Annotated in this window: 20 protein-coding genes; 15 read left to right on the forward strand and 5 right to left on the reverse strand. The window is 37.4% G+C overall.

The features are described from left to right. Positions 1 to 44: 44 nt before the first annotated feature. The 5 genes from ABVM52_RS05090 to rodA all read left to right on the forward strand — a co-directional run bounded on the left by ABVM52_RS05090 (position 45) and on the right by rodA (position 5,674). On the forward strand, positions 45 to 1,073 hold the full coding sequence (locus tag ABVM52_RS05090; protein ID WP_027066022.1) for a rod shape-determining protein: 1,029 nt from the start codon (positions 45 to 47) through the stop codon (positions 1,071 to 1,073). Positions 1,074 to 1,212: 139 nt separating this feature from the next. Further along, complete coding sequence (mreC, locus tag ABVM52_RS05095; RefSeq protein ID WP_405384332.1) at positions 1,213 to 2,037, forward strand: rod shape-determining protein MreC; 825 nt, start codon at positions 1,213 to 1,215, stop codon at positions 2,035 to 2,037. Beyond that, the gene (mreD, locus tag ABVM52_RS05100; protein WP_405384333.1) at positions 2,027 to 2,536 is read left to right on the forward strand and encodes a rod shape-determining protein MreD; all 510 of its coding nucleotides are present in this window, start codon (positions 2,027 to 2,029) and stop codon (positions 2,534 to 2,536) included. Before mreC ends, mreD begins: the two co-directional genes overlap by 11 nt. Continuing rightward, positions 2,533 to 4,401: a penicillin-binding protein 2 gene (mrdA, locus tag ABVM52_RS05105; RefSeq protein ID WP_405384334.1), complete on the forward strand. Its 1,869-nt coding sequence runs from the start codon at positions 2,533 to 2,535 to the stop codon at positions 4,399 to 4,401. Before mreD ends, mrdA begins: the two co-directional genes overlap by 4 nt. Continuing rightward, entirely contained in the window at positions 4,385 to 5,674 is a 1,290-nt protein-coding gene (gene rodA / locus ABVM52_RS05110; protein WP_405385100.1) for a rod shape-determining protein RodA, read from the forward strand. Before mrdA ends, rodA begins: the two co-directional genes overlap by 17 nt. Here the strand turns inward: rodA and ABVM52_RS05115 are convergent. Continuing rightward, positions 5,671 to 6,483, reverse strand: coding sequence for a DNA/RNA non-specific endonuclease (locus tag ABVM52_RS05115; protein ID WP_405384335.1), 813 nt, complete (start codon positions 6,481 to 6,483; stop codon positions 5,671 to 5,673). The genes rodA and ABVM52_RS05115 overlap by 4 nt on opposite strands. Positions 6,484 to 6,568: 85 nt before the next feature. On the opposite strand from ABVM52_RS05115, the gene msrB reads away from it, so the two are divergent. The 3 genes from msrB (at position 6,569) to ABVM52_RS05130 (ending at position 8,099) form a co-directional block, all read left to right on the forward strand. Then, a complete protein-coding gene (gene msrB, locus ABVM52_RS05120; protein ID WP_405385101.1) occupies positions 6,569 to 7,027 on the forward strand; it encodes a peptide-methionine (R)-S-oxide reductase MsrB in 459 nt (152 codons plus the stop codon). After that, a complete protein-coding gene (gene msrA / locus ABVM52_RS05125) occupies positions 7,020 to 7,562 on the forward strand; it encodes a peptide-methionine (S)-S-oxide reductase MsrA (protein ID WP_405384336.1) in 543 nt (180 codons plus the stop codon). The genes msrB and msrA overlap by 8 nt, the downstream gene beginning before the upstream one ends. A gap of 126 nt (positions 7,563 to 7,688) precedes the next feature. Then, a complete protein-coding gene (locus ABVM52_RS05130; RefSeq protein WP_405384337.1) occupies positions 7,689 to 8,099 on the forward strand; it encodes a DoxX family protein in 411 nt (136 codons plus the stop codon). A 50-nt stretch (positions 8,100 to 8,149) separates the two neighbouring features. Here the strand turns inward: ABVM52_RS05130 and ABVM52_RS05135 are convergent, their stop codons facing one another. After that, positions 8,150 to 10,336, reverse strand: a complete 2,187-nt coding sequence (locus ABVM52_RS05135) for a carboxy terminal-processing peptidase (protein WP_405384338.1) — start codon at positions 10,334 to 10,336, stop codon at positions 8,150 to 8,152. Between the two features lie 188 nt (positions 10,337 to 10,524). Between ABVM52_RS05135 and surE the strand changes: the two genes are divergently transcribed. From surE to ABVM52_RS05160, 5 genes are all read left to right on the forward strand, one after another. Next, positions 10,525 to 11,298 carry a 5'/3'-nucleotidase SurE gene (surE, locus tag ABVM52_RS05140; protein ID WP_405384339.1) on the forward strand — a complete coding sequence of 258 codons (774 nt, stop codon included), beginning with the start codon at positions 10,525 to 10,527 and terminating at the stop codon, positions 11,296 to 11,298. 52 nt (positions 11,299 to 11,350) lie between these two features. Beyond that, complete coding sequence (locus ABVM52_RS05145; protein WP_405384340.1) at positions 11,351 to 11,635, forward strand: hypothetical protein; 285 nt, start codon at positions 11,351 to 11,353, stop codon at positions 11,633 to 11,635. 1 nt (position 11,636) lies between these two features. Beyond that, entirely contained in the window at positions 11,637 to 12,758 is a 1,122-nt protein-coding gene (gene lpxB / locus ABVM52_RS05150; RefSeq protein ID WP_405384341.1) for a lipid-A-disaccharide synthase, read from the forward strand. Positions 12,759 to 12,822: 64 nt separating this feature from the next. Then, positions 12,823 to 13,386, forward strand: coding sequence for a C40 family peptidase (locus tag ABVM52_RS05155; RefSeq protein ID WP_405384342.1), 564 nt, complete (start codon positions 12,823 to 12,825; stop codon positions 13,384 to 13,386). Position 13,387: 1 nt separating this feature from the next. Further along, positions 13,388 to 15,394 (forward strand): ComEC/Rec2 family competence protein, encoded by a 2,007-nt coding sequence (locus tag ABVM52_RS05160; RefSeq protein WP_405384343.1) that lies wholly within the window; start codon positions 13,388 to 13,390, stop codon positions 15,392 to 15,394. A gap of 11 nt (positions 15,395 to 15,405) precedes the next feature. Here ABVM52_RS05160 and ABVM52_RS05165 read toward each other — a convergent pair whose 3' ends face one another. Together ABVM52_RS05165 and ABVM52_RS05170 are read right to left on the reverse strand one after the other, a co-directional pair. After that, positions 15,406 to 16,938 (reverse strand): peptide MFS transporter, encoded by a 1,533-nt coding sequence (locus ABVM52_RS05165; protein ID WP_405384344.1) that lies wholly within the window; start codon positions 16,936 to 16,938, stop codon positions 15,406 to 15,408. 16 nt (positions 16,939 to 16,954) lie between these two features. Further along, a complete protein-coding gene (locus ABVM52_RS05170) occupies positions 16,955 to 19,120 on the reverse strand; it encodes a S9 family peptidase (protein WP_405384345.1) in 2,166 nt (721 codons plus the stop codon). 211 nt (positions 19,121 to 19,331) lie between these two features. Here ABVM52_RS05170 and ABVM52_RS05175 point away from each other — a divergent pair, with 211 nt between their 5' ends. Continuing rightward, positions 19,332 to 20,648 carry a hydroxymethylglutaryl-CoA reductase, degradative gene (locus ABVM52_RS05175; RefSeq protein ID WP_405384347.1) on the forward strand — a complete coding sequence of 439 codons (1,317 nt, stop codon included), beginning with the start codon at positions 19,332 to 19,334 and terminating at the stop codon, positions 20,646 to 20,648. Positions 20,649 to 20,656: 8 nt separating this feature from the next. Then, complete coding sequence (locus ABVM52_RS05180) at positions 20,657 to 21,568, forward strand: GYDIA family GHMP kinase (RefSeq protein ID WP_405384348.1); 912 nt, start codon at positions 20,657 to 20,659, stop codon at positions 21,566 to 21,568. 54 nt (positions 21,569 to 21,622) lie between these two features. Here the strand turns inward: ABVM52_RS05180 and ABVM52_RS05185 are convergent, their stop codons facing one another. After that, positions 21,623 to 23,740, reverse strand: a complete 2,118-nt coding sequence (locus tag ABVM52_RS05185) for a peptidylprolyl isomerase (protein ID WP_405384349.1) — start codon at positions 23,738 to 23,740, stop codon at positions 21,623 to 21,625. Positions 23,741 to 23,774 lie beyond the last annotated feature (34 nt).

The following is a 23,774-nucleotide window of genomic DNA, read 5'->3' on the forward strand; positions in this document are numbered from 1 at the left end:
TGTCGATGAAATACACCCTTTTATCTAAAATTTAAACATCATATATGGGATTTTTTGATTTCTTGACCGAGGAAATAGCTATAGATTTAGGTACGGCGAACACCCTTATCATCCATAATGACAAAGTTGTTGTCGATAGCCCATCTATCGTTGCCAGAGATAGAATTAGCGGAAAAATAATTGCAGTTGGTAAAGAAGCCAACATGATGCAAGGAAAGACCCATGAAAACATAAAGACCATTAGACCATTGAAAGATGGTGTAATTGCAGATTTTGACGCTTCTGAAAAGATGTTGATGATGTTCATTAAGAATATTCCGGCATTAAAGAAGAAATGGTTTCCACCAGCATTGCGTTTGGTTATCTGTATTCCTTCTGGTATTACAGAAGTAGAAATGCGCGCAGTAAAAGAATCTGCAGAACGTGTTAACGGTAAAGAGGTGTATTTGATCCACGAACCAATGGCGGCGGCAATCGGTATTGGTTTGGATATTATGCAACCAAAAGGTAACATGATCGTTGATATAGGTGGTGGTACCACAGAAATTGCCGTAATTGCACTTGGGGGTATTGTTTGTGACAAATCAGTAAAGATTGCAGGTGATGTTTTCACCAATGATATTATCTATTACATGCGTACACAGCACAACCTTTATGTTGGTGAAAGTACGGCTGAAGCAATTAAGATAGAAATTGGTTCGGCAACAGAGGATTTACAATCTCCCCCAGATGAAAAATCTGTACAGGGTCGTGATCTATTAACGGGAAAACCAAAACAGGTTCAGATTTCTTATAGAGAAATAGCTAAAGCCTTGGATAAATCTATATTACGTGTAGAAGATGCGGTTATGGAAACCTTATCCCAGACGCCACCAGAATTAGCAGCGGATATTTACAATACCGGTATTTACCTTGCAGGTGGTGGTTCTATGCTTAGAGGACTTGATAGAAGATTGTCCCAAAAAACAGATTTGCCCGTTTATATTGCAGAAGATCCGTTACGTGCCGTAGTACGTGGAACCGGTATTGCACTAAAAAATCTAGAACGTTATAAGAGTATTTTAATCAAGTAACAAGTAGTTATTTTCAATGGAATAATCTTTTTGCCAAATCTAAACTTTAAGAACACTCTAAGATCATTTAACAATAATTGAAGATTATAGTTCTGGTTTGCCTGTATGGCAAGCTAAATCAGTAAAAATATAAGGGTGAATGCAGCAGATCATAAATTTTATAATTAGGTACAAAACCTTTTTACTTTACTTTTTCCTATTAGTAATATCCTTGATCTTTACGTTTCAATCCCATTCATACCATCAATCAAAATTTTTAAATTCATCTAATTATCTTACCGGAAATATTTATTCCCTTTCGGATAATATAACCTCCTATTTTGGACTCCGGGAAGAAAACGATAGATTGGTAGAAGAGAACAGAAGGCTTCGTAACAAGCTATTCAATTCAACTTTATTGACCACCTCTAAACTAGATTCCACAACTACTGATTATGAAGTAATTAAAGGTAGGGTCATTAACAATAGTTATGCTGATCAGCGTAATTACATTACCATAAACAAAGGTTCAAAAGATAGTATAACACAAGATATGGGGGTTATTACGGATAAAGGTATTTTAGGTATCGTGGAGAATACCTCAAATAATTTTGCCACAGTACAGAGCATATTGAGCGAAAAATCTACCATAAACGCAAAAATTAAAAATTCCAATCATTTTGGCTCCTTGGTTTGGAAAAACACACAAGATTATAACGTGGTGCAGTTAATAGATATACCCAGACTTGTTCCTTTAACCATTGGTGACACCATTGTCACCGGGGCAATGAGCAGTATATTTCCAGAGAACATCCCTATTGGAACTATCAAAAATTTTGATCTTGATAATTCTAAAAGTTTTTATTTTATTGATGTGGAATTGTTTAATGACATGACCAATATTGGCAATATCTACATTATTAAAAACCGCAACCGTAAAGAAGTATTGGAACTAGAAGCAGAAACACAGAACAATGATCAATAGCGGTTTCTTTCTTATTGTAATTAGATTTGTGCTATTGATTTTAGTTCAAGTCCTAATATTCAACAACCTTAACTTTTTTGGATACATAAACCCGTTAATTTATATTCTATTCCTTTATTGGTACCCTATTAAACAAAACAGAACCACATTTATAATCACTTGTTTTATATTAGGATTACTGGTTGATGTTTTTTCGGACACCTTGGCCATAAATGCAGCGGCAACGGTAACCATAGCTTATTTACGACCAACCATAATGCGATTTGTTTTTGGGGTCAATTATGAATTTCAAAGTTTTAAGTTAAACAACAGCACCAAAGCACAACAATTTACGTTTTTAGCGTTATTAACTATAATACATCACTTGGTATACTTCACTTTAGAAATTTTTAGCTTTTCAAATAGCTTATTAATTTTACAGAAAACGGTTACGGTAGGTATTGCCACGTTGATATTAAGTATTTTGTTCAGCACATTATTTAGTAGCAGAAAAGAATGAGAAAAATTCTTTTATCTTCTTTGATCATCCTTATAGCCATTGCGTTTTTGGGCAGGCTATCCTATTTGCAAATTTTCAGTTTTTCTACCGATCATGTTTTGGATGACCCTGCGATCAAGGCCATATACGACTATCCCGAAAGAGGTTATATCTATGACAGAAACGGTAATTTATTAGTCGGTAATGATCCTGCTTATGATGTAATGGTTATACCAAGGGAAGTAAAACCATTGGACACCTTGGAATTTTGTGGTCTATTAGGTATTGACAAGGAAAAATTTATTGAAAAATTAAGAAAGGCCAGGGTATATTCCCCTAGACTGCCTTCGGTACTGGTACCACAATTGTCCAAACAGGATTATGCCAAGCTTCAAGAGAAAATGCGTAAATATACCGGATTCTATATCCAAAAAAGGTCTTTGCGTTATTATGATACCCCAAGTGCGGCCAATGTCTTAGGATATATTAGTGAAGTTAACGAAGGGGACTTGGCCGTAAACAAATATTACGTACAGGGAGAACTTAAAGGCCGTACAGGAGTAGAACGCTATTACGAAGATTTATTACGTGGCCGAAAAGGGGTACAGTATATTCAGAAAGACCGTTTTAATAGAGATATTGGCCCTTATAAAAATGGTGCTCTGGACACCCTACCGGAACAAGGCAAGCAAATAAGTATTACCATAGACAAAACCTTACAGGAATATGGTGAAACTTTAATGAACGGAAAAAGAGGAGGAATCGTAGCCATTGAACCGGCAACAGGAGAAATTCTCTCTATGATTTCAGGACCTACCTACGACCCAGCCTTATTGGTAGGTAGGGAGCGTTCAAAAAATTATACGAAATTATACAACGACACTATAGCCAACCCTACATGGGATCGCTCCATTCATGCCCAGCAACCTCCTGGTTCACCGTTTAAAACATTGAACGCATTAATTGCTTTACAAGAAGGCGTAATTGACGAAAATACCAAGATTCAGTGCTATAACGGCTTTTACGTAGGCCGAAAGAAAAAAGGATGTCATTGTGGTGGAGGCCTTAGGGATGTACATAGTGGTATTTATGTTTCATGCAACGCTTTTTTTGCTGGAGCTTTCAAAAAAATCTATGAGAAATTTGAAACTACGGATGAAGGAATGGATGTATGGGAAAAACACATGCGGAGCTTTGGCCTTGGTGATTATTTAGGTTACGACTTACCTTTTGGACAAAAAGGTAGAATTCCTAGTAAGGAATACTATGATAAATGGTATGGCGATAATAGATGGAGTGCCTCATATATCATTTCAAATTCCATAGGACAAGGAGAAATATTGGCAACACCCGTTCAATTGGCAAATATGACTGCGGCAATTGCAAATAGAGGGTTTTATTTTACCCCGCATATTTTAAAGAAAATTGAAGGGAAAGATATTACCATACCAAAATTTACCGAAGCAAAACGCACCACCATAGACCCTAAACATTTTGAACCCGTGATCCAGGGCATGACAGATGTATATAAGAAGGGTACTGCAAAATGGCTTCAAGTACCAGGTATAGAAATAGCAGGTAAAACAGGAACGGCAGAAAACTTTACAAAAATTGATGGTGTACGCACCCAACTTACAGACCATTCTGTCTTTGTTGCATTTGCACCCGTGGACGATCCTAAAATTGCCATTGCGGTATATATTGAAAACGGATATTTTGGCTCCAGATACGCGGGTCACATCGCTTCTCTTATGATTGAAAAATATCTTAAGGGAGAAATTACCAGAACCGACCTAGAAAAGCGAATGTTGGAAAAAACATTGGAAGCCGAATACGCCAAACCCTACAGTGGTGAGGAGTTTAAAATCAATGAGCGTGTCTGGTAGAAGTATCCTAAAACGTATTGACTGGTTAAGCGTGTTCATTTATTTGGCGCTTGTTCTTATTGGGTGGGTCAATATTTATTCCAGTACTTTTTCTGAAGAGCATGCCTCTATTTTTGATTTTGGAACGCTGTATGGCAAGCAACTTTTTTTTATTGGCGTAAGCCTAGTTACCATTGTCATTATTCTGGCACTAGAAGTTAATTTTTACGAAAGGTTCTCCAGCCTATTATATTTAATTTCGATCATATCACTCATAGGCTTATTTTTATTTGGTAAGACAATAGCCGGTGCCACATCATGGTATGACCTAGGGTTCTTTAACCTACAACCGTCAGAACTGGCAAAGGTGGCCACCGCATTGGCTCTGGCCAAATATTTAAGCGATATACAAACGGATATTAAAAGACGAAAAGATCAGCTTTACGCCCTCTTGGTCATATTAATACCAGCTCTACTCATTATACCACAACCTGACCCCGGTAGCGCCTTGGTATTTTTCGCCCTCATTTTTGTTATTTTCAGAGAAGGACTACCACTGTTTTATTTGGCCATTATAGTAAGTCTTATTTTGGTATTTGTAATCACCTTAAAATTCGGGACCGTTTGGTTGATCATTGGCCTAGCTCTTTTTATCATATTACTTTATGGATTTAAAAGAAAGAGTTTTAAAATTCCCGTGATTCCCCTAAGTCTGGTCACTATTGCAACAATCGTTTTTTCTTTATCGGTAAATTTTGTGTTCAACAATGTATTTGAACAGCGCCATAGAGACCGTTTTAGTTTATGGCTTAGACTAGAAAAAGACCCGGATAAATTGGATCAAATACGAAAGACCATTGGCTATAACACCCATCAATCTGAAAAAGCTATTGAATCTGGCGGATTTTTTGGCAAAGGATTTTTGGAAGGCACCAGAACTAAGGGCGATTTTGTACCTGAGCAACACACTGATTATATTTTTAGTACCGTTGGTGAAGAATGGGGCTTTGTAGGTACTGCCACCGTTATATTGCTATTTACAACACTTTTTCTACGATTGATATCCTTGGCAGAACGACAAAAAAATGCTTTTGCCAGAATGTACGGTTATGGGGTTATATCTATCTTGCTGATCCATTATTTCATTAATATAGGTATGGTCATTGGTGTTTTACCCACCATTGGTATTCCCTTACCGTTTTTTAGTTATGGTGGTTCTGGACTCTTATTCTTTACAATTCTTTTATTTATATTTTTAAGGTTGGACACCAATAGACTTAAAGAAAGTTTTTAAAACTTCCAACCTACCGTATTTGTAGTAGCCTCAAAATCCTTCTGGTCCGTATTAGGCAATTTGGCAAAAAAATCTATGCCGGTCTCCTCCTCAATCGCATCGATATTGACCACAAAATTTCTTAATGAAACAAATTGAGGTTTATTGGGAATCAAAAATGAAATTGTTTGTATGCTATTATTCTTTTTACGCGCCACTATTTTATAGAACGCATTGGGAACATCAACATCTTCATCGCCAATTTCTTCCAGTCCATTCTCTAAAACACCTCCCGTAAAGACATACAATGTACCGTATTGTTTTGCCCAACGCCTTACTTGCTTCTCTAGATCGTTCCAAATACCGGCATTGAACTCCCTATCTTGTGGACTTATATTACTGGTATAAAACGTTTCGTCATACGCTTGTTTGGTAAACCTACGATCACCCGCTGGCACTAAATGTCCACGATCATAACCTGACCCCTTATAATTTCTCCAGTCTGCAGATTTTGAAGAAACAAATGGATCTTCCACAAAATAAGGTCGCTTTCGGTCATCATAGGTTAAATGACTTTTATCTAGTACATAGGCTACCCACTCCGCTTGCTCAAAAGGTTCATTATATGATAAGGTATAATAAGAATGTTCTACTATTTCATCTGTTGTGGAACTAGGCAAAAGCTCCTTTGGAAAGTTGTTGTCCAGACTCCTGTTTTCCTTATTGGAATAGGGTGCAGGTGTATAGAAATTCTCAAATAGCCAAAACCCCACCACACAGATTAAGATAAGTACACTATAAATAGTTCTGCTTCTTTTATAATATGCCATGGGCCAAAATTACCGTAATTTTGTAAGAAAGGCACCAAATCATCGACCAATTAAAATAGCTATAAAACCGAAAAAGAAAATTATGATGTTAACTTGGAAAGATATTATTCATTTTACCGTAAACGGCAACCCTGAGCCCGACAAAAGGGTGGAAAAAACAGCTTCTGAATGGAAGGAACTACTAACGCCAGAACAATTTAGGATTACTAGAAACAAAGGTACGGAGGCACCACATTCCGGAGCTCTTTGCAGCGCACATGAAGCAGGTAAATATGAATGTATTTGTTGTGGATCACCCTTGTTCGATTCTACCATAAAGTTCGAATCAGGTACAGGTTGGCCCAGTTTTACACAACCTATAAAAGAGAACGCTATTAAGTACCATAAAGATAGTTCTTTTGGTATGGTACGGGTAGAAGTACTTTGCAATACATGCGATGCCCATTTAGGACATATTTTTCCTGATGGCCCAGAACCAAGCGGTTTACGTTATTGTATAAATTCAGAATCCATGCAATTACAAAAGGAAGCGATCAATGAGTAATATTAAAATGGAAACTGCTACAGTGGGTGGTGGATGCTTTTGGTGCACTGAAGCCGTATTTCAAGAAGTTAAAGGGGTTCATAAAGTAATTTCAGGATATACCGGTGGTTCTGCCCCCGGAAGACCTACGTATAGGGAAATCTGCTCTGGTCTTACCGGCCATGCCGAAGTGGTGCAGATAACATTTGACCCAAGCATCATTTCCTATGAGGATATCCTTATCATTTTTATGACTACCCATGACCCTACAACTTTGAACAGACAAGGTGCCGATACCGGAACACAATACCGCTCCGTTATTTATTATCATAATGACGAGCAACAGAAAAAGGCTAAAATAATACTTGGTGAAATGGAAACTATCTATGAAAAGCCCATTGTAACGGAATTAAGTCCGTTAGGCATATTCTATGATGCTGAAGACTATCATCAAGATTACTATAAGAACAATACCGACCAAGGGTACTGCCAAGTGGTCATTAATCCTAAATTGGCCAAATTACGCAAACTTCACGCCGATAAGCTTATAAATTAACAGCGATTATAGTTCGTCTTAAAATAAATTCAGCTGGTCTATAGCTATTCTTGATTCGCCTATAAATTCCATAAAATTTATGGGCGAATTGTATTATAGGGTTCATAACATATAAACCTACTTATTATGAATACCCAAAAGTCTATTTATCTAATTACCTTAGGCCTGTTTACCCTTGCAATTCTTGGATCCATCGTCAATTCTATTATTAATTATGATGAAGTAGCTGCCACTTTTATTAAACTTGGTTACCCTATTTACCTCATACATCTTCTGGGAGTTTTTCAATTTATAGGGTTATTATTGATTATCATCAATAAGACCTATTGGATATTGGAATGGGTCTATGCCGGTTTTTTCATGAACCTTGTCCTGGGTGCCATAGCACATTTAGCTATTAAGGACGGTAACGGAGCTGCCGCCGTTATTTGCACGATTCTCCTTTTCTTAACCTATATTCTAGGCAAAAAAGTTCGTAATTACGAAGATGAGAAGAATCAGCGAAAATCGTTTTACACCCCCTATAAAGTCACGTAATAAAAAAAGTCGCTGTACAACATACAGCGGCTTTTTTATTTAAAAACTATTTAATTCTTTACACTGGCCAGTTTACCATTTTTAATATTGTTGATTTTTAAATCTTCCAATACATTTACCGCTTCTTCAACATAGACATCCTTAGCCAAGTTCTTGTGCCATCTGTCTCTCTTTTCTCGTAAAACGGAATCTTTTGTAAATAATTGCTCTTCATAACCCAAAGACTTAAAAGTAAGCTTGGAATCATAGTCCGTCAATTTCTTGAAATAATTAGATTGCTCTTTATCTTTCAATTTTTCCTCCTTGTACGTATCGTAATTCAAGGAAATCTCTGTTTCTTCCTGCTCTGCCTTAAGCCATTTGGCATTCTCCTCTATAAGTCTAATTTGCTCACTGGCCTCCATACGTTTTTTACTTTTTGCAATGGCCTTATCATAATCAATGTAACCATCCCAGACCTTATAATCGGCAGCAGTAATCTTATCCCAACCTAACGGATTGGATTGATCTCTTTCTCCTAAATCAATGTAGCTATACCTGTCTGGCACTACAATATCACTTTTAACTCCTTCCAACTGTGTGGAACCTCCATTAATTCTATAAAATTTCTGGGTAGTAATTTTGATGGCCCCCAAATCTCCATGCTCATTACTTCTTAGCATGTTATTTAAAGGTATAACATTCTGTACGGTACCTTTTCCAAACGTTTGCTTGCTACCAATTACAATAGCACGTTTGTAATCTTGCATGGCGGCCGCTAAAATTTCAGATGCTGATGCAGATAGCTCATTAACCAAAATCACCAATGGTCCGTCCCACTGAATTCTCTCATCCTTATCATCATACACATCCTTTCCTTTATCCTTAGAACGCACCTGAACAATTGGTCCGTCCTTAATGAATAGACCCGCCATTTCAACAACAGTCTTTAAAGATCCACCACCATTATCACGCAAATCCAGAATAAGACCTTCCATGCCTTCTTCCTTTAAACGCTCAACTTCCTTAGCCACATCTGTCGCTGCATTTCTTTCACTATAATCATTGAAATCTACATAAAACTTAGGAAGATTAATGATACCGAATTTTTCGTCACCTTTTATAATATTCGCAGATTTGGCATATGATTCTTCCAACTCTACCACATCTCTTGTAAGGGAAACCGTTTCTAACGAACCATCTACTTTTCTAACCGTTAAATCAACAACGGTTCCTTGGGCACCTTTTATCAACTTAATGGCATCATCCAATCGCATTCCTACAATATCAATTGGTTCTTCTCCATTTTGACCAACCTTTATAATTTCATCACCTACTTCCAAACGTTGGTCTCTCCATACAGGGCCACCGGAAATAATCTCAACAATTTTGGCCCCCTCTGCTTTTTTCTGAAGTCTTGCACCAATTCCTTCAAACTTACCTGACATACTGGTGTCAAATTTTTCCTTTTCCTCTGGAGCAAAATAGAATGTATGCGGATCAAACTCATCTACAATGGTGTTGATATATTGAACAAACCAATCTTTACGTTCAAGATCATCTACAAAATCAAAAAACTCGTCCAATGTAGTTTCAGTAGATTTTCTGGCTTCGCGTTCCGCTTCCTCTGGAGTATGGGCGCTATGGTCATGATCATCTAATTTTACATTGCTAATCTCTGTAACCGTTTGGCCATTTTCATGTTTTTTGCTTACCACCTCATCCTTTTCCATATGAGTGATTTTGGAGTCGTACGTACCCAAAGTGGCATATTTTAATTGTTTTCTCCAACGTTCCTTTAATTCCTTGCGATTCGCAGCAAATGGCTCATCCTCATACTTTATGCTGATGCTTTCATCCATATCATAATCGAACGGCTCTTGAAGTACCTCTTTATAAATTTCCTTTGCATCGTTCATACGCAACATCAATCTATCATATACCATATTGAAGAAAGAAATATCCGTATTCTTAATTTCATCGTCTATCTGATATTTATACTTTTCAAATTCTTCAATATCAGAAGCTATGAAATATCGCTTTGTAGGATCGATCACATCAATAAAATCTTCGAAAACATTTACCGAGAAATCATCATTTAAATCTTTTGGCTCATAATGCCCCTTTTCCAATACGTAGGATATCAGATCCAACAACAACTTATCCTTATCGTCGTTTTCAAAAGTTTTATTCGTGAAACTACATGAGGCTACCGCAACGAGCATCAATAACAGTACGTAAGCTAAATTTCTTTTCATAAAATTATCTTTTACCTTCCTTTTCAAAATCTCTTTTTTTAGGTTACTTATAGCTAAAAAAGCTACTTAAGTCCCTAAGGTAAAGAAAAAACCATGCCAATTAATGTACAAGGAATTAATTTTTTGTTAAACGCCCTAAGGGGCTTATCCTATAGAAAAACGTATTTTTACTATAGAAAGTATATACCATGGCAAAACCCTTAATATTAGTTACCAATGATGACGGAATAACAGCCCCCGGTGTTAGAACGTTAATAGGCATTATGAAAAAAATAGGCGATGTGATCGTGGTGGCGCCAGACAGTCCACAATCCGGAATGGGACACGCGATAACACTAGATAGCACCTTATATGCAGAGAAATTAACGATAGACGAAGAAAGCGAGGGTATAGTGGAATATAGTTGTAGCGGCACGCCAGCCGATTGTGTAAAATTAGCCTTGCAGGAACTTATGGATCGTAAGCCCGATATTTGTGTAAGCGGTATTAACCATGGATCCAATTCTTCTATAAACGTAATTTATTCTGGCACTATGAGCGCAGCAATAGAAGCAGGAATAGAAGGTATACCTGCCATTGGTTTTTCATTGTGCGATTATAAGTGGGAGGCAGACTTTACACAGGCCAAAGATTTTATACAAACCATTGTTGAGCAAGCGCTAAAGCACGGTATTCCTAAAGCAACCGTCCTTAACGTAAATATTCCTAAACTTGAAAAAGATGCATTGAAAGGGATTAAAGTATGCCGCCAGGCCAGGGCCAATTGGAAGGAAAAGTTCGATAAAAGAAAAAACCCTATGGGTAAAGATTACTATTGGCTTACCGGCGAATTTGAATTATTGGACCAAGGAGAGGATACCGATGAATGGGCTTTGGCAAATGGTTACATTTCTGTTGTACCTACCCAGTTTGACCTTACTGCACATCATGCAGTGCAGGAATTAAATTCATGGAACTTTTAATTTTCCATACCTCAAAAGCTAAAATTATATTTTTTCTATTTTACCCGTAGACATGAACACTAAAAAAGAAATTTTAATTGGCATTATAGTAGGTTTAATTGCCAATACGATCGGTACATTAATTTATATTCTATTATTTTCTAAATTAAGTATTGCGGAAACTTACGCCGCGGCAGTAACGCAAGAACATGTAGGTAGCTTACTAGCTCTAGGCGCTATTTTAAACTTGGTTGCTTTTTTTGGTTTTTTAAAAATTAAAAGGGATCATAGGGCCAAAGGCGTATTAATAGCTACTTTATTTACCGCTTTTCTTATTCTGTATTACAAACTGTTTTAAAATGAAATATTATATCATTGCCGGGGAAGCATCTGGAGATCTCCATGGGTCTAATCTTATTAAGGCCTTACTAAGACAGGACACCAGTGCCCAGGTTAGGTGTTGGGGTGGTGATTTAATGCAACAGGCCGGAGCCACCCTTGTGAAACACTATAAAGAATTGGCCTTTATGGGGTTTTTAGAGGTACTATTAAACCTCAACGCTATTTTTAAAAATATTAAATTTTGTAAGCAGGATATTGCCCAATTTCAACCCGATGCCATTATTTTTATTGACTATTCTGGCTTTAACCTGCGAATTGCCAAATGGGCAAAAGACAATAATTTTTTGACCAATTATTACATTTCACCTCAAATATGGGCATCTAGGGAAGGTAGAATAAACAAAATAAAGGCTACCGTAGACCATATGTACGTCATATTGCCTTTTGAAAAAGCGTTTTACGAGGATAAACATCATTACCCAGTTCAATTCGTTGGCCATCCGTTGTTAGATGCTATTGAAAACCGATCAGTTATAGATGAACCTACTTTTAGGAACACCAACGGTTTGCACCCCCAGAAACCAATTATTGCCCTTTTACCGGGAAGTCGTAAACAGGAAGTTCAGAAAATGTTGGCATTAATGCTTTCATTAACAAATGATTTTCTGGATTACGAATTTGTTATTGCAGGTGCTCCAAGTTTAGAGGAAGATTTTTACACCCCATTCTTAAGCAATGTTAATGTTAAGTTTGTACGAAACAAAACCTACGACCTATTATCCATATCAACTGCCGCTTTGGTCACAAGTGGTACCGCAACATTAGAGACTGCACTTTTTAAAGTACCACAAGTAGTTTGTTATAAGGCCAATTGGATTTCATATCAAATTGCAAAACGCATTATTACTTTGGAATATATATCATTGGTCAACCTAATTATGCAAAAAGAAGTGGTCACGGAATTGATTCAGGATGATTTTACCCAACAACGATTAAAAAAAGAACTTGCAGCCATATTAAAAGGGACTGCAAGAACAAAACAGTTAATGGCTTACGATGAGCTTATATTAAAATTAGGTGGGGCCGGGGCAAGCTCTAAGGCCGCAACCTTAATCATTGCACATGCCAATGCTCGTTAATAGCCATTAAATAATAATTCTATAATTTTGAAGTTACATTTAGTAAAGGTTTCTTTTTGATTGTATGCGTAAACTGACGTATTTTCTAATTATTTGCCTCATATACAGTTGTGGAGCAAAAAAAACCAGCAGTTCTGACAAGGAGCGCAAAATCTCCGTAGCAGCTGCCCATAATGCCAGAACCGGCAAGGTTTCAACGACCCCAAAAACTAAAGAATACAAAGGAAGAACTTCCAGTACCCATACCAAAGCGGACAAAATAATCAATACGGCGCTTTCTTATTCTGGCGTTCGTTATAAATTTGGAGGCACTACAAAGAAAGGCATGGATTGTTCCGGTCTCTTATATGTTTCTTTTGGGGAACATGATGTTAAATTGCCCAGGACATCATACCATATGGCAGAAGAAGGACATAGGGTGGCCGTGAAGAATATTGAAAAAGGTGACCTCTTGTTTTTCAAAACTACTCGCGGATCTAAACGAATTAACCATGTGGGTATGGTTGTAGGCACTACCAATAATGAAATAACTTTTATACATGCCTCCACTTCAAGAGGGGTTACCGTATCATCCTTGCGTGACGGATTTTGGAACCAAGCCTTTGTAAAAGCCACTAGAATTTTATAGGATGAAACTTCTAGCGTTTATTCCTATACGATTTACGCTACTGCTCATCCTAGGAATATTAATAGGCACCGTACTACCTTTGAACCCATGGTATTTATTACTTTCTACTACCGTTCTTTTCCTTTTCCTTGCATTCATTTTTCTTAGGAAACATTATAGTAAATCCATTTTTTTTGGCATTATTGCCTCCTTATTGGTTGTTCATATAGGAATGTTCTGTTTTTCTATAGCACAACCCATTAACCATCATAGTCATTACAGTAATCATACCAATGACGAACCGGCAATCTGGACTTTAAAAATTAAGGAAGCCCTTAAACCTAGCCCGTTTTCCAAACGCTATTATGCAAAAGTTATAGGTATTGACCACCAACCAGTTCGTGGAACTATTTTACTGTCATTGCCCCAAGACTCCACAACCTTAAAAATAGATGATGAAATAGTGGTTTTTTCTAAGCCCAATCCTATTTTACCTCCGTTGAACCCGCATCAATTTGATTATAAGGGATATCTGGAAACATTAGGAATTTATGATCAAATGAAAATTGGGCAGCATCAGTTCATTCGTCTGGCCCATCCAAAAACTACACTTGTTGGTCTTGCATCAAATGTTCGCGAACATATTATCGGCAAATTGCAAAAGGAAGAATTTGGAACGGACGAACTAGGTATTATACAAGCATTATTATTAGGACAACGCGATGGTATTACCGAAACTACGTATAACAATTATCAAAAAGCGGGTGCCGTTCATATTTTGGCGCTTTCTGGCCTACATATTGGTATTCTTTTAGTTCTCATTCAATTTATATTACGACCGTTAACCTCTATTCCTCATGGCAAGACCTTAATTTTAATTTTATCCGTTATTCTACTCTGGACATTTGCTTTTATAGCGGGATTATCTGCCAGTATTATCCGTGCTACCACCATGTTCAGCTTTGTTGCCTATGCCCTTTATTTAAACAGACCCAGCAATACATTTAATATTCTTGCCCTTTCTATTTTATTCATTTTACTGTTCATTGACCCTAATCTTTTATTTCAAGTAGGTTTTCAAATGAGTTATGCCGCCGTATTTTCCATATTATGGATATTCCCCATATTAAGAGACCTTTGGTTCCCTAAAAACAAGGTAATACGATATTTTTGGCAGTTGCTTTGTGTTAGTTTTGCCGCGCAATTAGGTGTATTGCCCATAAGCTTATTTTACTTTCATCAATTTCCCGGACTTTTCTTTGTTAGCAATTTAATTGTTGTTCCGGCCTTAGGTTTGATTCTTGGCACGGGTATTATAGTCATCCTTCTCTCCTTACTAAATATCTTACCCCCACAACTAACATGGTTTTATAACGAGGTAATTTCGCAAATGAATGGCTTAATTACATGGGTAGCCCAACAGGAACAGTTTATTTTTAGTGCTATTTCCTTTGATGGTATACAGCTTGTCCTCTCTTTTATTATCCTGTTTATAGGTGTTGAACTATATAGTAAAGGTACTTTTAAGCGTACAGCGGTTTTTATACTAAGTATCATAAGTTTTCAAGCATATACCTTTTACCAAACCAAGAATGCCAAAAATAAAAAAGAGGTTTTAGTAGTACATCAAACAAGGGAGAGCATCATGTTTAATAGAAATGGCAGCCATTTATCCGTTTTAAGTAATCAAAAAAAGCTACCGCAGTATATATTATCTAATTACCGTATTGCAGAGCGTATTGACACGGTCACTCATGATTCTCTTAAGAACAGTTACTCAATTCATAATACAAAAATTCAGGTGATAGACAGTGCAGGTATTTACCATAAAGCACCATCGCCTATCATCTTATTGACCCATTCCCCTAAAATTAATTTAGAACGATTAGTGGATACCTTGTCACCAATAGAAATTATAGCCGATGGCAGTAATTATAAAAGTTATGTAGAGCGATGGAAATCAACCTGCATAAAAAATAAAATCCCTTTCCACTATACCGGTGAAAAGGGAGCTTATCTTTTTGAGTGATTCAAAACAATCTAATGCACCTTGCCCATCAACCTTTTTATAATAGGCGATGCCAATAGTACCAAAGTACCGGCTCCTAATGCATATTTGGCAATTAACATAAAGCCATCCGTATAGACGGATAGTGTCTCAAAACCACCAACATTCTTATCTGTACTTTCTATTGCCAATTGTTTACCAATAAAGCCTACAATCTGAAAAGCGAACGCTGAGGACAAAAACCATACTCCCATTATAAATGCAATTAGGCGCAAGGGTGCCAGATCGGTCATTTTTGAAAGACCTACCGGTGACATAAACAACTCCCCAACAGATAATAAGAAATACATTAACAACAAATAAGCAAAAGGCACTAAACCGTTTTCATTTGCACTACCACCGCTAATGGCAAGGACATAAAAACTAATCCCTGCAAACAATAAACCAAGTCCAAATTTATATGGGGTTCTAGGGTTCCAGTTCTTCTTGCTCAACCACGTCCACATCAAAGAAATAGGAATCGCCAAAATAATAATGAACATTGAATTTAAAGAGTTCGTCTGCGCGGCGGACATGATGCCTGTTAAATCTATATTCCTAGCGGCAAACAAGGTAATTACACTTCCTGACAACTCGTGAAAACCCCAAAATATGGTCATAAAGAAAGTAAGCAATACCGCAACGAACAATTCTTTTCTTTCCTTCATATTGGCTTTGAACATTTCATAGGCCAAATAGGCTAATACGGCAATACCTATACCCGTAAATATTACGTTTACTATATTTTGATCGGCAAATAAGCCTTCCGTAGCTATGGCTTGATATGACGAAAGTAGCAATGCAATCAATGGGGCAGCAAGTACTGCAAGTACGGGCACCAACACCCCTTGCTTAATCCCGAGCACCTTTTTATCCAACACGTCTTCTGTTGGCGGCAAGCCCCTATCCCCAAATACATTTTTTCTGATACCGCTCCAGAAAACGATCAATCCTGTAAGCATCCCTATTCCGGCCAAGCCAAATCCGTAATGCCATCCATATGTGGCCGCTAACCATCCACAAAGCAATGGGGCTACCCATCCACCAATATTGATTCCCATATAAAAGATGGTAAAACCGGAATCTTTTTTAGGATCGCCCTTTTCGTATAGGGTTCCTACAAAAGTGGAGATATTGGGCTTAAAAAATCCGTTGCCCACAATGATTAGGGAAAGGGCCAAAAAGAATGCCATATTATCTTCTATAGCCAATACAAAATGACCTATGGACATAAGAATGCCCCCTAAAAAAATGGAGTTTCGCATTCCCAATATCTTATCGGAAACTTTACCTCCAATGACAGTGGAAGCATATACCAAGGATCCGTATGAGGAGTATACCGCTGCTGTTGCATAATCTCTTTCTGCCAAGGCTTGAAAGATTACATCGATCATGTAGAGCGTGAGCAGGGCACGCATACCATAAAAGCTAAACCGCTCCCATAATTCCGCAAAAAATAGATAAAACAGCCCCTGAGGGTGTCCAAAAATCTGTTTTTGGTCTGAAATTTCTGTACTTTCAGTCATAGTTCAATTGGTTTGATTATAAGTTTTCTTTTAAGAAATTGGTCATTTTATTAAATAGGTGTATTCTGGTATTACCCCCATAAATTCCATGATTTTTATCAGGATATATGCCCCAGTCAAATTGTTTGTTCGCTTGGATCAATGCTTCAATCATTCTCATGGAATTCTGTACATGTACATTATCATCTCCAGAACCGTGTATCAATAAATAATTTCCCTCTAAAAGTTCTGGATAATTGAACGGGGAATTATCATCGTACCCACTTGGGTTTTCCGCCGGTGTACGCATAAAGCGCTCTGTATAGATGGTATCATAAAAACGCCATGATGTTACGGGTGCAACCGCTATTGCAGTTTCAAAAACATCATTCCCTTTTAAAATACAATTCGTTGCCATATGACCTCCAAAGCTCCAACCCCATATACCTGTCCTATCTTCATCTATATAATCAAGTTCACTTAACTTTTTTGCTGCCGCTATTTGATCTTCGGTTTCATATTTTACCAAATTCATATACGTGACCTTTTTAAAATCCCGTCCTTTAAAACCTGTACCACGACCATCTACACAAGCCACTATATAACCTTCTGAGACCAGCATCTGGTGCCAGTAGTCATTTGCACCCATCCAGCTATTGGAGACATTCTGCGACCCCGGACCGCTATACTGATACATTAACAACGGATACTTTTTGGTAGCATCAAAATCTTTGGGCTTTATCATATACATGTTCAGCTCATTACCATTGATCGTAATGGTAGAAAATTCTTTTGGACTAATAGCATAGCCTTCAAGTTTTTGCAATAACCTATCATTATCCTTTACATCCTTTATCTTTTTACCGTTTATGGCCTTGTGCAAGGTATAGACCGGTGGAGTTTTTGCATTGGAAAATGTATTGATGAAGTAGGTGAAATCTGCACTAAAGGAAGCCCTATTGGTTCCTTGGGCCACCGCCAATTCTTTCTTACCGTCACCACCACTATCAATATTATATACGCCCCTATTTATAGAACCATTTTCTGTAGATTGATAATAAATTTTATCCTCATTCTGATCATATCCGTAATAATTGGTAACCTCCCACTGACCTTTGGTAATTTGGTTCATCAATGTACCATCTTCACCATAAAGGTAGATATGGTTCCATCCGTCCTTTTCACTAGTCCAAATAAAACTATCATCCTCTAAAAACGTTAAATTATCGGTAATATCCACATAGGCATCGTCCTTCTCTTCCAACAAAACCGACACATCTCCACTTTTAGCATCTACCGTATACATGGTTAAATGATTCTGGCGCCTGTTCAGTGTTTGTACGCTCAACATATCTTTATGATTCTTCCATTTTATACGTGGAATATAATAAGCGTTGTCCAAATTAATTGCTGAAGCTTTTCCGTTGGCCACATCTAAAATATGTAGCGTTACCAGAGAATTGTCCTCTCCGGCTTTTGGATATTTAAACACATAGGGTTTTTGGTATAGGGCGGTACCATATACATCCATTGAAAATTCTGGCACATTGGTCTCATCAAAACGTAGAAAAGCAAGTTTACTACCATCAGCATTCCATTCAAATGCGCGTACGAAAGCAAATTCCTCTTCATATACCCAATCTGTAACTCCGTTGATAATTTTATTTTTTTCACCATCTGTAGTCACCTGCTTGGTTTCATCGCTAGCAAGATTGAAGATGTAGATATTGTTATTCTTTACATACGCTACTTGACCACCATTGGGAGAAATTAATGGTTCTTGAATTTTCTCCTCACTAACCTGAATCAAGTCTTTCGATTTTAAATCATAAACATAATAGATTCCTAATCTTGAACGCCTAAAGATGGGTTCTACTTGAGTGGAAAGCAATAACTTACTTTCATCATCACTAAAGGTATAGGCAGAAAACGAGGAAATCCCCGGCAAATCTGAAGATGAAACCAAAGTAGCCACTTTTTCCTGTGTTTTATAATCGTATTTATCTACCGTTACAACTTGGTTTTGTCTATCCATATTCAGTACGGTATACTGCGTACCGTTCTTCATTGATCTTAAGGCATCCAAACCATCAGTCCTAAATGCACCTTGGTAGATTTCAGAAACTTGTATTTGCTTTTCTTGAGCCACCATAATGACACTGAAAGCCATTACAATCAATGTTAGTAAGTGTGTTTTTCGCATAAAATTTTAAATTTTGTTAAATCTCTCAAGTTTACCACTATTTCCTCAAAAAAACACGCTTTGACCTGAAAAAGAAACGGCTTTTAACGCTTTGTTCACCTAAAATGGATTCTTTACAATATCCTTATCTTTACTATTGTAATTTTGTGTTCTTTTAAAAAAGACAAACACAACTATTTTACATCAATATACAGAAGAAAGTTATACCCAAATGACCAAGCCAATAAGTGGTTTTTCCAAACTTACAAAAGAAGAAAAGATAGATTGGATCACTACCCACTATACCCAGAACGAGGAAGAATCCAAAAAAACATTACAAACGTATTGGAACCAAAATGAGCGCATACAACAGCTACATGACGAGTTTATAGAAAATACGATCACCAACTTGTATGTACCCCAGGGTATTGCCCCTAATTTCCTTATCAACGATAAATTATATGCCCTACCCATGGCCATTGAAGAGAGTTCCGTAATTGCCGCAGCTAGCAAGGCCGCTAAATTTTGGCATAAAAGAGGTGGCTTTAAAACCGAGGTTATAGGGACGGAAAAAGTAGGACAAGTCCATTTTTTATTTAAAGGTGATGCGATAAAACTAACTTCTTTCTTTACGTACGTAAAACCCATTCTACTAGCAGAAAGCGCAATGCTTACCACTAGTATGGAAAAAAGGGGTGGCGGCATTACCGATATTGTTCTAAGAAACAAAACCCATGAATTGGACCACTATTTTCAACTGCATGCCACCTTTGAAACCAAAGATGCCATGGGTGCCAATTTCATTAATAGTTGTCTGGAGCAATTTGCGGACACCCTTAAAAGAGAAGCTGCTAATTATGAGGCCTTTTCCGCACATGAAAGAAATGTGGAAATTGTAATGAGCATCTTATCCAATTATGTTCCTAATTGTACGGTACGTGCTATGGTAAGTTGCCCGGTAGATCAACTTAAACTTACCGATCAATTAACGCCACAACAAACTGCCGAAAAAATAATACAGGCCATACAAATTGCCAAGGTAGAACCGTATAGAGCGGTAACGCACAACAAAGGTATCATGAACGGTATTGATGCCGTAGTACTGGCTACAGGAAATGATTTTAGGGCCGTTGAGGCAGGTATTCATGCATATGCATGCAAAGACGGCCAGTACCGCAGCTTAACACATGCTACCATTGAGGACGGTATTTTTAAATTCTGGATAGAGATTCCTTTGGCCCTGGGAACGGTTGGAGGACTTACCAAACTGCACCCGCTCGTAAAACTGAATCTTGAAATTCTTCAACACCCTTCTGCAGAGGAATTAATGCAAATAATTGCGGTAGCCGGGCTAGCCCAAAATTTTGCCGCAGTGAGCTCCTTGGTTACGACGGGTATCCAAAAAGGACATATGAAAATGCACTTGTTGAACATTCTAAATCAATTGGGCGCCAACGAGCATGAAAAAGCTTCCTTGGTTGCCTTCTTTAAAACCAACCCCGTAACGCACCACGGAGTCGAACTGCAACTAAAGGAGATCAGAAAATAAATTGTTCTATGTTCAAAGAATTCTACGGTAATGGCAAACTACTACTAACAGGGGAATATGCTATACTTGATGGTGCCAAAGGATTGGCACTACCCACATCTTTTGGTCAATTTCTAAAAGTGGAAAGTAGAACAAATACCGTTACAGAATGGAAAAGTAGAGATGAAAAAGGGGCGGTTTGGTTTGATGCATCATTTGATACCCACCACCTTCAATTAACTTCAACCTCCAATACCGAAATTGCAACGTCACTATTAAAAATACTGTCAGAGGCAAAAAAACTTAATTTAGATTTTCTATCCAAAGATGACCAGAATTATACCATTGAGACAAAAGTTACTTTTCCAAGGAATTGGGGCTTGGGTACCTCTTCTACGCTAATAGCAAATATAGCATCATGGGCCCATGTAAATCCTTATCAATTACTTGAAGCAAGTTTTGGAGGCAGTGGTTACGACATTGCATGTGCCACCCATGATACCCCCATAACCTATATAAAAAACGGATATGAACCCCACATAAATAACGTGGACTTTAATCCTGTTTTTGCCGACCAGATTTTTTTCGTGTATTTAAATCAGAAAAAAAATAGTAGAGAGGCAATTACGCAATACCGTACGCTAGATATTAATAAGGGTGTATTGATTTCAAAAATTAATACAATGACCGAGGCTATTTTAACATGTACTAATTTAAGTGATTTTGAAATGTTGCTAAACGAACATGAAACTTTATTGTCTAAAACTTTGCATGTACCTACCATAAAGAATTCTTTGTTCCAAGACTACCCAAATACAATAAAAAGCCTAGGTGCTTGGGGTGGGGATTTTATCTTGGTGACCGGTACGGAAACCGATATGGATTATTTTAGGCACAAAGGTTATTCTACCATTCTACCTTATTCTGAAATGATTTTATAAAAAAAGACATCCTATAAAAATAGGATGCCTTTTATATTTTTAAACCGATAAAGACTAATAGAACGTAGCCCTCTTATCCTTTATCGTGGCAGCTTCTTTTAATGCAGAATATACCGCAGTATTTACACGCCCTGCTGCTCCTGTTTTTAAGGAATTGGCATAAACACTATAGTTATCTAATTTTGGAGCTTCGGTTTTCTTTACGATTTCAATTTTAAAGACACCGGTATTTCCTTCTATTAATCCAGAAATGGTACCTTCTTCCATACCATATGCGGTACCCACTACAACAGGTTCGCTACCAGCACCAGGAATAGTTGGAGATTTAACCGTTAATGCAGATGCATTGGAAACTGCAGTTCCGTTATCCGAAGCAATAGTGGCCATATCCTTGCCTTGATTGGCAGCAATTATCTTGGCCGCTTTACGCTCTTTCCTTATCAATGGCAATACAAGGACAGATGCATCTTCCGTGCTCATAACCCCTTCTTCATAACTTCCCGTTAATTGTACTACCGCATAACCATTATTTATGCTGAACCTTTTAACGTCACCAACTTTAGTGTCCTCATTAAAAGCCCATTGAACAATATTTCTTTGATTGGACAATCCTGGTAGATTTTCATCTAACGCCTTAATCTTGTTTACAGGTCGTACAACGTATTCACCTTTCTTTGCAATCTCTGAAAATGCAGTTTCATCCTCCATTGTTTCCATTTCAAAGGTAGTTGCATTAGTAAACAACGTATTAATGGTTTCTTCAGAAGCTTCAATCTCCCTAGAAGCCGTTGCAATCTGAACGATATCCTGTTTGTCATCAATCTTTATGACATGAAATCCAAAATCTGTTTCTACCATTCCTATAGACCCCACTTTATTGTTAAAAGCAAAATCATTGAATTTAGGAACCATGGTACCTTCTTGGAAATAACCCAAGTCCCCACCATTTGGAGCAGAAGGGCCATCAGAATTATCCCTTGCCAATTCTGAGAACACAACGCCAGATTTTCTAGCCTCTCTTAACAACTCCTTTGCCTTGGCCTCAGCTTCTTCCTTAGTTCTAGTAACATCAGGATTTGCTCTGGTTGCTCCGGTATAGGCCAATAAAATATGACTTGCCTTAACCGATCCATTTGGCTTTCTGGCCATCATCTTGGAAATCTTATAGGAACCTCCATCTTTATAAGGTCCGTAAATTTCACCCACATTAAGACTGAACAAAGAATCTGCCACAGAAGAAGGTAAATCTTTCTTCGCCTTAAAAATAGTATCGAATTTTGTATCTGAATTTCTATCCAAGAACTCAGCCATATCCTTTGTATTTCTAAAGCCTAAAATAGTATCGTTACGATCGGTCTGTGAATTATATTCAACCGTGTCATCTAAAAGTTTGGTAATTTCCTCCTTAATGGCAAGATCATCCGCTTCAGAAGGTTTTTCACTAAAAAATACATATTGTAAATCTCTTGCCGGTTCTTGCTTGTACTCCTCTTTGTGATCGTTGACATAATCTGCAATCTCACTCTTGGTTACAGTAATAGTGCTATCAGGAATAGAAGAATAAGGAACCCTTACATACTTTATGTCCATTTTATCATTGGCCAGTCTATAATCTAGTTCGCCTTCTTTCAAAGTAGCCCCTACACCTGCTTTTACCAAGTTGAAATAGGTTTGTTCCTTTGCCAATTGCACAATTTCGTTTTCGGTCTGTAACCAAGCTTCATATTGCGCCGGATTATTAACTTTCCAATCTGCTACCGTTTGTCTAAAAATATTTGGGTCAAACTGGCCATCCCCATCTTGAAACTCTGGATTTTGTGCATACCCTGTTGTACGAAGAAAATCTACGATTTGGTCTTGCTCAATACCAATTCCCAAATCTTCAAATTGCTCTCCTAAAATGGCCTTTCTTATCTTGTTTTCCCAAACTTGGTTTACTACCTGCATAGATGAAGCATTAGGCCCTACCCTTCTTGCAGCAGTTTCTACCTCTTGCCTAAATTCATCTATTGAAATTTCCTCCCCATTAATCTCGGCCACTGACGAACCTACTTTTTCTCCTCCAAAATTGCTACTGGTAAATACACCAGAAATCACAAATGCAAACAATGCCAAACCTATGATCAAGATCAACACCGTGGTCCGTTTTCTTATATTCTCTAATACTGCCATTCTAATTAATGTTTAAAATAATCCTTTATGGTTA

The sequence above is a fragment of the Maribacter sp. LLG6340-A2 genome, from assembly GCF_045057105.1.
In the GTDB taxonomy this organism is placed as follows: domain Bacteria; phylum Bacteroidota; class Bacteroidia; order Flavobacteriales; family Flavobacteriaceae; genus Maribacter.